Consider the following 12,027-nt stretch of genomic DNA (forward strand, 5'->3'; position numbering starts at 1 on the left):
ATTATCAAATAACCACTTTATTCAAGCGACTCTAGTGGTAATGAGTTTTGAAACACATAATAACCTAATGGCCCCATCAATAAGCTTATTCCACTCCAAAACCAGCGTTTACTGTTGCTTATATGCGCATGCGAGGTAATCGCACGATAACAAAATAAAACATGTAATAGCATCAGGGTAATAAGCAGTAACACTAGCGTAATATCCATATTGTCCATGTCATTTTTCCTTTGCGTTTCTGCAATGACTTTCATTAAGTGTAATTGTTAATTGTAACTTTGCTGCAAAATAGTTAAAAATCCATATTATTATTTAGCCGCATTAGATACTGTAAGTTAATCTACCTGAAGTTTACTCTAAATAAAAGAGACTTAAGTCATTAAAATTTAAATATTTATTTCTAATCACATAAGGTTAATACTTAATAACTATTTTATGATGATTTTAGTGGTATTGCTTTTTTTCATCTAACCAAAGTGGGTATTTAATCATCACTTGTTTAAATAAATCATTGCTAATTAGCAATGCTAGCCATTGTTGTACTTTGATATAACCACAAGACTCAAACCATTTAGGCTCAACCGCGGCAAATTGTCTAATAAAAGGAAAAATAGCGTAATCGGCAAATGTCGGACTATGGGCAAACAAAAATGTCTGTTGAGTCAGTTTATCTTCAAGCTGTTGCACAAATTCCTCAGCGTTATGTCGATATGCTGATTGACTCATTTGTGGGTGTCTGTCGGCATACTTATACTTATCTAACCAAGGCTTAAACTGGTTATCATTTTGATTAACAAATGCTTGCTGCTCTTCAGAACAAATACTTTGAATAACTAATTGATATTGAGTGTTATCTAAATATGGGCATGTTTCTAGTGGGTACTGTGTAATAGCAAATTTAAATATATCTATACTTTCAGCAATAATCTGCTGTTGATAAGCTAAAACAGGCACAGTCGCTTTTGCTGAAATAGCTACCATTTCAGCAGGTTTATTTTTGAGTTCAATTTCACGCACATCGGGATTAAGTTTACTGAGATGTAGCCCTATCCTTGCTCGCATAGCGTAAGGACAACGACGGAAAGTATATAAATAATTCATCATGCTAACCTCAGGTAGAAATAATTAATAAAGCGGTATTCTACCGTAAAAGACCTATGACTGAGGGGAAATGGTGTTGAAAAGGTGTTTGATGGATTAATTACTGTTATTTTAGTGCGATTTAGTTATAATTCCGGCCGTTTTTTGGCGTCATGCCACACTTTTTTCGATCACAATGCACTGGAAATGAAGTTCCAGCCAGCGGAGATATTATGTCTACTCATTCTACACCAGCAGTGTCTACACCAGCAGTTACATCAGAGTTTGTGGTGTGCGCGCTATATAAATTTGTTGCTTTACCTCACTTTGAAACGATTAGACAACCCTTGCTGAGTGTGATGGAGCAGCATGATGTAAAAGGGACTTTGTTATTAGCCAGCGAAGGCATTAACGGTACTGTAGCCAGTAATAAAGAAGGCATTAATGCTTTACTTACATGGTTAGACTCACAGCCTGATTTAGATAACATAGTCACTAAGATTTCATTTGATAATGAAATGCCTTTCTATCGCACCAAGGTTAAGTTGAAAAAAGAAATTGTGACTATGGGCGTAGAGGGCATCGACCCGCGTAAAGTTGTCGGAACGTATGTTAAGCCTAAAGACTGGAATGCACTTATTTCAGATCCTGATGTATTGCTAGTTGATACACGTAACGACTATGAAGTACAAATTGGTACTTTTGAATACGCGGTTAATCCTGTGACAGAAACATTCCGTGAATTTCCAGCGTATGTTAAGCAAAACCTTGATCCTGCAAAGCATAAGAAAGTGGCTATGTTCTGCACTGGTGGAATACGTTGTGAAAAATCAACCGCATACTTAAAAGAGCAGGGCTTTGAAGAGGTTTATCACCTAGAAGGTGGCATTCTTAAATATCTTGAGGAAGTTCAGCCAGAAGACAGTTTATGGAAAGGTGAATGTTTTGTGTTTGATAATCGCGTTGCCGTGAATCATGCACTCGAAAAAGGTCAATATGACCAGTGTAATGCTTGCCGCATGCCAATTACTGAACAAGAAAAGCTTTCTGTTGCGTATGAGCAAGGTGTTAGCTGTCCGCATTGTATTGACAAGGTAACAGACGAGCAGCGTCAACGTTTTATTGAACGCGAACGCCAAGTACAGTTAGCTACGCAACGTGGTGAGGTTCATATTGGCAGTGATGTGAATCAAGTCATTGAAAAGCGCCGACAAGACAAAGAAGCATTAAAAAAAGCGCAAGAGAAGCAAAAGCAGAAGTAGTTATTGTCCAAAATCTTAAAATAAAAAAGCCTCAATAAATGAGGCTTTTTTGTTTTAATTATTCGCGATTATGGACAGTAGTTGCCGTTGCTAAAAGAGCAATGTAACCCGTTACCACTTTTTCTTTGGCTGGAATAACATGTCTAAATCATCACCCTCATTTTTTCTTGCCTGAGGAACCGCTGGGCCAGAGTTTTTCTGCGCACCCATAATTTCATCTAATAACTGTTTAGCTTCATCTACTTTGCGAGTGATGAAGGGATCATTCGGTGTTTGTGCTTTAATTAGGTGTAATGTGGATAACGCTTTAGTGACCATTTGCTTACTCGAGCCATATTGCTTCATGTAGCATGCAGCACGTGCGCGCGAAATCATAGACTCCACATTAATACGCTGCTGTAAGCTATCAATTCGCATCTCTTCTACATTAAACACCGAGGGATCAACTTTGCCTTTATTATGCTCGGCACGTAATATTGCTTTAAGCTTTTTTAATGTTTTTACTAAGTCTAATATTTGTCGATCATTGTCAGGTAAGCGAAAGTTCTCAACAGGGGGGACTTGAGGTGTCGCAGCAGAAATACTGTTAATTTGGATATTTAAGTCGGCTAAACGACGCTGATAATCACCCAGAAGTTGGCCAGAGGCATGTGAGATAGATTGTTCAAGTGCATCCTGTATACGTCTATAAAGTATTAAGATGATATGACTAGAACAAGATGCCACACTTGAGTTAGCTAAAACCGTTTCAGTTTCATCAATAATAGCGCGGTGTCGAGAAACTTCTAACCTCCGCTCTGCTTCAGCTCGCTCTTTTTGTTGTTGAATAATACTGAAGCCAATAATGAGTAGCAGTAGCGCGCCAATCAGCATTAATATTAGGATTAAAGACATAGGTTTTCCATGTTGTCATAGTGATTACGTGTCCAGTATCTAAAAAAAATTAGAAACAACACGAGTCTATTTAATGTTTTAATAATAGATGAATAGCAAAACCAAAATTAATTTATATCTTAGCGTAAGTTATGCTTACTGTCGTTGAAAACTCAGTCATTTTAATGATAAAAATTGTTGTTAGTTGTTGAATGATCATCAAAAGCACCGTTTTTGTACTTTATGACACTTGTGAGTGCGCTACCTTAAGCTTATTTCAGGGGACTCTACGCCATTTTAGTCGATTATTTCTACTTGTCTTATATGCCAATTTGCATTACATTTATTGCCAAGTATAACATTTAGTTATAGATGGGTTGTGGGTACTGCCGCCATACTGCGTCATTACTGTGAATATTCCAATTAAATCGCAAGGAATCGTGCCATGAAGCTGCAACAATTAAGATACATCGCCGAAGTGGTCAAACATAACTTGAATGTATCTGCTACAGCCGAAAATTTATATACCTCTCAACCAGGGATCAGTAAACAAGTTCGTATGCTAGAAGATGAGCTTGGCATTCAAATATTTGGCCGTAGTGGCAAGCATTTAACCCATGTGACACCCGCTGGTTTACAGGTTATTGAAATAGCAAATGATATACTTGGCAAAGTAGAAAGCATTAAAAAAGTGTCTGAAGAATACACCAAGCCAAATCAAGGTGAGCTAAATATTGCTACCACAGATACTCAAGCTCGTTATGCTTTACCGCAAATTATTAAAGAATTTATTAAGCGTTACCCTAAAGTTAATTTACATATGCATCAAGGTACGCCGAGTCAAATCAGCGAGCAAGCGGCTAGAGGTGAAGCAGACTTTGCCATTGCAACAGAGGCTATGCACCTTTATACCGATTTAATCATGCTACCTTGTTACCACTGGAATCGTTCAATTGTGGTCACTCGTGATCATCCTTTAGCCAATATCACTAAACCTAGCATTGAAGATTTAGCTAAATATCCTTTAGTGACTTACGTATTTGGTTTTGATAAAGCGTCTGAAATTGAAAAGTCGTTCAATCGTGCTAATTTACAGCCTAGAGTGGTGTTTAGTGCCACCAGTGCCGATGTATTGAAAACTTACGTTCGTCTTGGCTTAGGGGTAGGGGTTATTGCATCGATGGCAATTGATGCCAATATTGATAAAGATTTAATCGCGATAGATGCCAGTCATTTATTTGCTCACAGCACGACAAAAATTGGCTTTAGACGAGGCAGTTTCTTGCGGGGCTACATGTACGACTTTATGCTACATTTTGCACCACATTTAACCCGTACCGTAGTTGAAAACGCGGTTGCTTTACGTGACCAACAGCTTATAGACGAAATGTTTGCTGATATCCCTCTGCCTGTTCGATAAGGTGTTAGGGTCAGTTGATCTTCGCTGCAAAAAACAACCTTGAAAGATTCAGGCCCTAATTACTTAGTGGATAATCGAAGAGTGTGCCCAAGCAGCCTGTTATGACATTACTAACATAAAAAAATCACGCCGCGGCGTGATTTTTTATGCAAGCATAACTGACTTGTTTTAATCCAGGGCGTAACCATTAGGGCCGATTAGAGCGCCGTCTAAGTAAGCTTGATTTTGCTTCATTTCAAGCCTGCCTAAACTAAACCATTTAACCACAAGGGGATAAATGGCGTGCTCCTGCTCATGCACGCGTTCGGCTAATGTTTCAGCATCATCTTCAGCATAAATCGGTACTTTAGCTTGTAAAATAACCGGTCCAGCATCGAGCTCAGGAATAACAAAGTGCACACTAGTGCCATGCGCTTTGTCTTTTGCATCAATAGCGCGTTGATGAGTATTAAGGCCAGTATATTTAGGTAATAATGACGGATGAATATTGATCATCTTACCTAAATAACGAGCGACAAAGTCATCGGATAAAATACGCATAAAACCGGCAAGTACGATTAGGTCTGGCTGGTATTTTTCAATACAAGTAGCAAGACGAATATCATACTCTTCACGCGTTTCACCTTTGCGAGCAATGACACAACTGGTATCAATTTCACTATGATGAGCGCGTATTAAGCCATATGCGTCCGGTTTGTTGCTGATAACACCAACCACTTCAGCGTTTAGGTTGTCATCACAACCGTCTAAAATAGCCTGTAGATTACTACCGTTACCTGAAATCAACACCACAACGCGACAGCTAGCAGGCATTATACAATCTCCACTTGCTCTTCATCGGCATTACGATTAGCAATTTCACCAATTAGCCAAGCGTTTTCACCTTCAGCAGTTAATAATGCTAATGCAGCGTCAACTTTCTCTGTTGGTAGCGCAATGACCATGCCCACACCACAGTTAAAGGTTAAGTACATTTCACGCTTAGCGATATTGCCGTTGGTCATTAACCAGTCGAACACAACAGGCCATTCCCAAGAATCACCCTTAACAACGGCTTTGCAATCTGCTGGTAATACGCGTGGAATGTTTTCCCAGAAACCGCCACCAGTGATATGCGCCATCGCGTGAACTTCAGTTTGCTCAAGCAGCTTTAATAATGATTTTACATAAATCTTAGTTGGCTCAAGTAAGTGATCAATTAACGGCTTACCAGCTAAGTCTTGCTTAGGATCAGCTTTGCTGACTTCTAAGACTTTACGAATTAACGAATAACCATTTGAGTGAGGACCGCTAGAACCTAAAGCAATAAGAGAGTCACCGGCTTTAACTTTTGTGCCATCAATAATGTCAGCTTTTTCAACAACACCAACACAGAAGCCGGCTAAATCGTAATCTTCACCTTCGTATATACCTGGCATTTCAGCGGTTTCGCCGCCAATTAACGCACAACCAGATTGAACACAGCCTTCAGCAATACCATTAACAACTGAGGTTGCAGTTTCAACGTCTAGTTTGCCAGTTGCATAGTAATCTAAAAAGAATAATGGCTCGGCACCCGAAACAATCAAATCATTCACACACATGGCAACAAGATCGATTCCAACAGTGTCATGTTTCTTATGATCAATCGCCAGTCTCAGTTTAGTACCAACACCGTCGGTGCCAGACACTAATACAGGGTGTTTATATTTAGTCGGTAATTCACATAATGCGCCAAAACCACCTAAGTTGCCCATAACTTCAGGACGACGGGTGCGTTTAACAGCAGTTTTAATGTTACTAACTAATGCGTTACCTGCATCTATATCAACGCCGGCATCTTTGTAACTTAATGGTGTAGGAGTGCTCACGGAGGATCCTCTCGGGTACATCGTTTAAGGAATTTTATGCGGCAACATTCTACCAGCTTGTGCCGTTACTCGAAAGCCATGATTTAGCTTTATCCGCCAGATAAAACACCAAATTGCTCGATTTTTATTGGCTTAGCGCACGATTTACAGCATTTATAAAACTTTATGTTTTATAGAAGGGATAAATACACTAAAATTCGTTAAATTTGGCTGTAATTAGACAAAGCTGGGAGATTGAAGATGAAAGTTGTTGAAGTAAAACACCCTCTTATTCGCCATAAAGTAGGATTGATGCGTGAAGCAGAAATCAGTACTAAGCGTTTTCGTGAATTGGCGACCGAAGTCGGCAGTTTGTTAACCTATGAAGCTACCGCAGACTTTGAAACTGAAAAAGTCACTATTGATGGTTGGAACGGTCCTGTTGAGGTCGATCAAATCAAAGGTAAAAAAGTCACTGTAGTGCCTATTTTACGTGCGGGTTTGGGTATGATGGATGGGGTACTTGAACATATACCCAGTGCACGAATTTCTGTTGTGGGTATTTATCGTGATGAAAAAACCTTAGAACCAGTACCGTATTTTGAAAAAATAGTCAGTAATGTTGACGAGCGTATCGCATTAGTCGTTGATCCTATGTTAGCCACCGGCGGCTCTATGATAGCCACCATCGACCTATTAAAGGCTCGTGGCTGTACATCAATTAAAGCACTCGTGCTTGTTGCCGCGCCAGAAGGCATTAAAGCCCTTAGCTTAGCTCATCCTGATATTGAACTTTACACCGCCTCAATTGATGATTGTCTAAATGAGCAAGGTTATATTTTGCCGGGTTTAGGTGACGCAGGTGATAAGATTTTTGGCACTAAATAAGTAAACATTAAGCAATTGGCATCGCCGATTAGCATCGCCATTGTTTAGTAAAAAAAGCTCAGTTAAAAAAGGTTAGTTAAACAAATGGGAACCCGCGGGTTCCCATTTTTGTATCTGTTAATTGCATTATTGAGTTACGAATGCTTTGTAGCTGTCCGGCTTTTCAAATTATAAAACAATAATGAAGTCACTATAAAACCATTGCGGCCAGCCAACCAAAACCTAATAAAGGCAGGTTATAGTGCATAAAGGTTGGAATAACGCTGTCACGAATATGGTCATGTTGTCCGTCGGCATTTAAACCCGCGGTAGGACCCAAGGTTGAATCAGATGCCGGTGAACCTGCATCGCCTAATGCGGCAGCCGTGCCGACAAGGGCAATAGTGGCAGCGACTGAAAAACCAAAACTCAGTGCCAACGGTACGTAAATGGTGGCAATAATGGGAATAGTTGAAAAAGAAGAGCCGATTCCCATAGTAATAAGTAAACCGACAACCAGCATGAGTATCGCCGCTAATGCTTTATTGTCACCAATAAAATCCCCTAATGAGGCCACTAAAGTACTCACCTCGCCAGTTGACTTAACTACCGCAGCAAAACCGGCAGCGGCTATCATAATAAAACCAATGTTGGCCATCATATGCACGCCCTGGTTAAATAAATCCTGGCCAACACTTTGTTTAATGATCCCCGAAAAACGGAAAATAATAAATCCGGTTAAGGCACCAAATATCATCGAGTCTGTTTCAAGTTGCACTATTAAGGTAGCCACTATAGCGATCAAAGAAATGATAATACTTTTAGTGTTAATGCTTGCCTGCTCAGGCTCAGCATTAGTTTGCGCAGCAATGACTTGGTATTCTCGCGGTTTGCGGTAACTCACAAACATGGCAAATAATAGTCCGCACACCATTCCTAATGCTGGTAATAACATCGCTTGTGGCACCTGAGCGTGAACGGCCTCTAAACCATTACTGTTCAAATTTGCCAGTAAAATGTCATTTAAGAAAATACCACCGAAACCAATAGGTAAAATCATATAGGTCGTAACCAAACCAAATGTCAGCAAACAGGCAATAAGGCGACGATCAATTTTTAATGCGGTTAATACATGTAATAGTGGCGGAATTAAAATAGGAATAAAGGCAATATGAATAGGCAAAATATTTTGCGAAGAAACCGCCATTGCTAAAATAGTGACCAATAACATCCATCGCACCACTTGAGTGTTATTATTGTTTGGCTCTTTCCCCAACTTTTTAATAATGGCATTAGAAATTAGCGTGGTTAAACCAGAATGTGATAATGCCGCAGCAAAAGCGCCCAATAGGGCATAACTTAATGCTATTTGTGCGCCGCCACCTAAACCATCATTGAAGGCTGAAATTGTTTGGTGGATATCAAGTCCACCGACAATGCCGGCAACTAAAGCACTTATTGTTAGTGCGATAACCACATTTACTCGAACAAAACTTAATGCCAGCATTAGGCAAACTGCAATCACAACCGCATTCATATTATTTAATTCTATTTATTATAATGATAAGGCGTTTATTTATGCCGTTATTTGTTTGGCTTGTCCAGTAAAGCCTTTATTTTATTGATGTACTATCAGCGCGGTGCGCTTACCGGGATTATCAATGTTAAATAATCAGACCGAAATGTAATCTATTGTGGGCCATTTTTAGCTATTTGTTTTTAAAACCCTAATAACAGTAGGGGTGTGATGAAGGGTTTTTCAGCAGGTAAAACAAAATTCATTCAAAATCACTTATCGGGGGAGCAAATAAAAGGTATGGTATAGCACATTGTGGAAGGTTGAACATTGCACTTTCCGTTAGAATTTAAACAAGCCATTAATGGAGATATAAAATGAGCGTATTAGTAGGTCGTCCAGCCCCAGACTTTACCGCAGCAGCAGTACTTGGTTCAGGCGAAATTGTTGACAACTTTAACCTTGCTTCGGCAACTAAAGGCAAGCCAACCGTTATCTTTTTCTATCCTTTAGATTTTACTTTCGTATGCCCATCAGAGCTAATTGCGTTTGATCACCGCATGGAAGAGTTCACTAAGCGTGGTGTTGAAGTTATCGGTGTGTCTATTGACTCACAGTTCACTCACAATGCATGGCGTAACACGCCAGTAGACAAAGGTGGTATTGGCCAAGTTAAATACACTTTAGTTGCTGACGTTAAACACGAAATTTGTAAAGCATACGATGTTGAGCATCCAGAAGCGGGTGTTGCTTTCCGTGGTTCATTCCTAGTAGACAAAGAAGGTCAAGTACGTCACCAAGTGGTTAACGATTTACCATTAGGCCGTAACGTTGACGAAATGCTACGTATGATCGATGCACTTCAATTCCACGAAGAGCACGGTGAAGTATGTCCAGCAGGTTGGTCTAAAGGTGATAAAGGCATGACAGCAAGCTCTGAAGGTGTTGCTTCATACTTAAAAGATCACTCTAGCAAGCTATAATCTACGCTTGTTGAATATCAAAAAAGCTGCCTAGGCAGCTTTTTTTGTACGCGTTATTTAGTTAACTTAATCGTCGGTATCACTATTGTCAGTATCTTCATCTGACTCATCCATAATCGCTAATGGCCAACCGCCAAGGGTTTTCCAGCGATTAACGATATAACAGAAAAGTTCAGCAGTACGTTCAGTATCATACAGTGCTGAATGAGCTTCTTTATTATCAAAATCAATGCCTGCCATTTTACACGCTTTGGCTAATACCGTGTGGCCAATAGCTAACCCCGCAAGGGATGCTGTGTCAAAGCTAGCAAAGGGATGAAATGGTGAACGTTTTAAACTATTTCGCTCAATACATTGATTAACAAAACCAAGATCAAAGGCTGCGTTATGGGCCACAACAATACTGCGGTGACAGCCAACAGCTTTTTGAGCTTTTTTAACTTCTTTAAATATTTCTAAAAAAGCCGACTTTTCATCAACAGCGCCTCTAAGCGGGTTGGTTGGGTCTATGCCATTAAAAGCTAATGCAGCGGGTTCAAGGTTTGCACCTTCAAACGGCTCAATGTGATAATGCAGGGTTTTATCTAGACTTAAATAGCCATCATCATCCATTTTTAACATGGTCACTGCGATTTCAAGCAATGCATCTGTATTAGCATTAAATCCGGCTGTTTCAACATCAATCACCACAGGAAAATAACCGCGAAATCGATATTTAAATTTATTGCTGTTGCAGATGTCACTCATGTAATTCTATTACCCCATTAAACCTGAATATTGCTGCCATCAAAAAGACAAACCTAGGTTCGTCGTAGCAAATTAGTCGAGCATTATACCCAAACTGTCTGAATATGCTCGTTTCAGTGATAATTTAACCTCAAGAAAATGATTTAGTCGCCGATAGATGAACAGGGAATAAAATCGGCAGGTGGCACCATGTGGCAAAAAATCATATTAATATCCAGTTTGTGTATCAGTGCTTCTGCAAGCGCTGATTTACGTCACTATGTTGCCTCCCTTGAAAACTCAGCCTGGCGAGTCGGCGAAAATAGCCCAATTGAATGCCGGTTAGAACATGATATTCCAGACTACGGCAAAGCTATTTTTTCCAGTAAGTCGGGAAAGGACCTCAATTTACTGTTTACCCTTGATATGTGGGCTAAGCCCGATGCGGTAACCAATGCTAAATTAATCAGTCGCGCACCCACCTGGCGACCTGGTGATGCCTCAAAAGAAATCATCGCACTAAAGTATCAAAAACAATTTAACGGTGAAGTGCCTAAAAAAGCCGCCTGGACTATGCTAAATGAATTAAGCCAAGGCCGTCAGCCAACGTTTTATTATGCTGACTGGTATGATGCATCAAGTAAAGTGGCGGTGGGGATCTCGGCGGTTAACTTTGCCAGTAAGTATCGCGAGTTTCGCTCATGTCTAGCTAATTTATTACCCTACAGTTTTGATGATATTGCCTTTACGGTTTTAAACTATCAAGATGGCGGAACCGAGCTTACTCGCTTCTCAACTTATCAGCTTAAAAAAGTACAAGAATACTTATCATATGATCCTAATGTCGAGTTAGTGGTTGTTGATGCCTACACCGACAGTTACGGTGGCCGTTCAATTAATCAAAAAGTGTCAGACAAGCGTGCCGATTCAGTCAAAAGTTTATTAATAGCCAGTGGCATTTCACAAGACCGTATTACCACCGAAGGCCATGGTGAAAAACGTCACGTTGCTGGTAATGACTTAGCGTCAGAGCGACAAATAAACCGAAGAGTGGTGATTAAAATCACTAAGCCAATCTAGGTTGTTACCACAGTGATGTAAGCGGGTAATAACAGATTGTTAGCACGTCATTGTTAGCACAGCAGTATTGGCAGCGATTTATTAGCACGAATTAACAAAAGCCTGAAATCATGTTCAGGCTTTTTTGTGGGTTATGTTGCTAAATTTTAGATAAAAAAAACCCACTCAAACCGAGTGGGTTAAATAATTTGCAATCAACAAATTAAAGGAAGGAAGTCAAGCATAAGAACTGGGAATAAGTTACTGTTTCACAAACACTAACTTGAAGTTCATTGTTTTCTCATCAAATCGATGTGTCCTGAAAACAAGCTCATAATAGATTTATTGCTCTAAATGCACAAGATAGATTTTTTCCGCTTTACCATTAGATTTTCTAATATATAAATGGGTT

The 12,027-nt window shown here is 39.7% G+C and carries 12 protein-coding genes; 5 read left to right on the forward strand and 7 right to left on the reverse strand.

Annotation, left to right across the window (positions count from 1 at the left end; genetic code table 11):
* Positions 1 to 17: 17 nt before the first annotated feature.
* Positions 18 to 218 carry a hypothetical protein gene (locus L0B17_RS08570; RefSeq protein WP_235089308.1) on the reverse strand — a complete coding sequence of 67 codons (201 nt, stop codon included), beginning with the start codon at positions 216 to 218 and terminating at the stop codon, positions 18 to 20.
* Between the two features lie 226 nt (positions 219 to 444).
* On the reverse strand, positions 445 to 1,104 hold the full coding sequence (locus L0B17_RS08575; RefSeq protein ID WP_235089310.1) for a glutathione S-transferase: 660 nt from the start codon (positions 1,102 to 1,104) through the stop codon (positions 445 to 447).
* Positions 1,105 to 1,313: 209 nt separating this feature from the next.
* Between L0B17_RS08575 and trhO the strand changes: the two genes are divergently transcribed.
* Positions 1,314 to 2,342, forward strand: coding sequence for an oxygen-dependent tRNA uridine(34) hydroxylase TrhO (trhO, locus tag L0B17_RS08580; RefSeq protein WP_235089311.1), 1,029 nt, complete (start codon positions 1,314 to 1,316; stop codon positions 2,340 to 2,342).
* A gap of 111 nt (positions 2,343 to 2,453) precedes the next feature.
* Here the strand turns inward: trhO and L0B17_RS08585 are convergent, their stop codons facing one another.
* Positions 2,454 to 3,236 (reverse strand): hypothetical protein, encoded by a 783-nt coding sequence (locus L0B17_RS08585; RefSeq protein WP_235089312.1) that lies wholly within the window; start codon positions 3,234 to 3,236, stop codon positions 2,454 to 2,456.
* 424 nt (positions 3,237 to 3,660) lie between these two features.
* Here L0B17_RS08585 and cysB point away from each other — a divergent pair, with 424 nt between their 5' ends.
* Complete coding sequence (cysB, locus tag L0B17_RS08590; RefSeq protein WP_235089318.1) at positions 3,661 to 4,635, forward strand: HTH-type transcriptional regulator CysB; 975 nt, start codon at positions 3,661 to 3,663, stop codon at positions 4,633 to 4,635.
* 168 nt (positions 4,636 to 4,803) lie between these two features.
* Here the strand turns inward: cysB and purN are convergent, their stop codons facing one another.
* On the reverse strand, positions 4,804 to 5,448 hold the full coding sequence (gene purN, locus L0B17_RS08595) for a phosphoribosylglycinamide formyltransferase (protein ID WP_235089322.1): 645 nt from the start codon (positions 5,446 to 5,448) through the stop codon (positions 4,804 to 4,806).
* Positions 5,448 to 6,485 carry a phosphoribosylformylglycinamidine cyclo-ligase gene (gene purM, locus L0B17_RS08600; RefSeq protein ID WP_235089323.1) on the reverse strand — a complete coding sequence of 346 codons (1,038 nt, stop codon included), beginning with the start codon at positions 6,483 to 6,485 and terminating at the stop codon, positions 5,448 to 5,450. The genes purN and purM overlap by 1 nt, the downstream gene beginning before the upstream one ends.
* Before the next feature lie 240 nt (positions 6,486 to 6,725).
* On the opposite strand from purM, the gene upp reads away from it, so the two are divergent.
* Positions 6,726 to 7,352, forward strand: a complete 627-nt coding sequence (gene upp / locus L0B17_RS08605; RefSeq protein ID WP_235089324.1) for a uracil phosphoribosyltransferase — start codon at positions 6,726 to 6,728, stop codon at positions 7,350 to 7,352.
* 190 nt (positions 7,353 to 7,542) lie between these two features.
* Here the strand turns inward: upp and L0B17_RS08610 are convergent, their stop codons facing one another.
* Entirely contained in the window at positions 7,543 to 8,868 is a 1,326-nt protein-coding gene (locus L0B17_RS08610) for a Na+/H+ antiporter family protein (RefSeq protein WP_235089325.1), read from the reverse strand.
* A gap of 356 nt (positions 8,869 to 9,224) precedes the next feature.
* Between L0B17_RS08610 and L0B17_RS08615 the strand changes: the two genes are divergently transcribed.
* Positions 9,225 to 9,830: a peroxiredoxin gene (locus L0B17_RS08615; protein ID WP_235089326.1), complete on the forward strand. Its 606-nt coding sequence runs from the start codon at positions 9,225 to 9,227 to the stop codon at positions 9,828 to 9,830.
* Between the two features lie 66 nt (positions 9,831 to 9,896).
* Here L0B17_RS08615 and rnt read toward each other — a convergent pair whose 3' ends face one another.
* Positions 9,897 to 10,577, reverse strand: a complete 681-nt coding sequence (gene rnt, locus L0B17_RS08620; RefSeq protein WP_235089328.1) for a ribonuclease T — start codon at positions 10,575 to 10,577, stop codon at positions 9,897 to 9,899.
* A 189-nt stretch (positions 10,578 to 10,766) separates the two neighbouring features.
* On the opposite strand from rnt, the gene L0B17_RS08625 reads away from it, so the two are divergent.
* Positions 10,767 to 11,636, forward strand: coding sequence for a flagellar protein MotY (locus L0B17_RS08625; protein WP_235089329.1), 870 nt, complete (start codon positions 10,767 to 10,769; stop codon positions 11,634 to 11,636).
* Positions 11,637 to 12,027 lie beyond the last annotated feature (391 nt).

This window comes from Shewanella sp. OMA3-2 (genome assembly GCF_021513195.1).
In the GTDB taxonomy this organism is placed as follows: Bacteria; Pseudomonadota; Gammaproteobacteria; order Enterobacterales; family Shewanellaceae; genus Shewanella.

Bases quoted from the DNA above. Each gene is read 5' to 3' on its own strand.
- L0B17_RS08570 (WP_235089308.1), bottom strand. From the start codon at position 218: ATGGACAATATGGATATTACGCTAGTGTTACTGCTTATTACCCTGATG.
- L0B17_RS08575 (WP_235089310.1), bottom strand. From the start codon at position 1,104: ATGATGAATTATTTATATACTTTCCGTCGTTGTCCTTACGCTATGCGA.
- trhO (WP_235089311.1), top strand. From the start codon at position 1,314: ATGTCTACTCATTCTACACCAGCAGTGTCTACACCAGCAGTTACATCA.
- L0B17_RS08585 (WP_235089312.1), bottom strand. From the start codon at position 3,236: ATGTCTTTAATCCTAATATTAATGCTGATTGGCGCGCTACTGCTACTC.
- cysB (WP_235089318.1), top strand. From the start codon at position 3,661: ATGAAGCTGCAACAATTAAGATACATCGCCGAAGTGGTCAAACATAAC.
- purN (WP_235089322.1), bottom strand. From the start codon at position 5,448: ATGCCTGCTAGCTGTCGCGTTGTGGTGTTGATTTCAGGTAACGGTAGT.
- upp (WP_235089324.1), top strand. From the start codon at position 6,726: ATGAAAGTTGTTGAAGTAAAACACCCTCTTATTCGCCATAAAGTAGGA.
- L0B17_RS08610 (WP_235089325.1), bottom strand. From the start codon at position 8,868: ATGAATGCGGTTGTGATTGCAGTTTGCCTAATGCTGGCATTAAGTTTT.
- L0B17_RS08615 (WP_235089326.1), top strand. From the start codon at position 9,225: ATGAGCGTATTAGTAGGTCGTCCAGCCCCAGACTTTACCGCAGCAGCA.
- rnt (WP_235089328.1), bottom strand. From the start codon at position 10,577: ATGAGTGACATCTGCAACAGCAATAAATTTAAATATCGATTTCGCGGT.
- L0B17_RS08625 (WP_235089329.1), top strand. From the start codon at position 10,767: ATGTGGCAAAAAATCATATTAATATCCAGTTTGTGTATCAGTGCTTCT.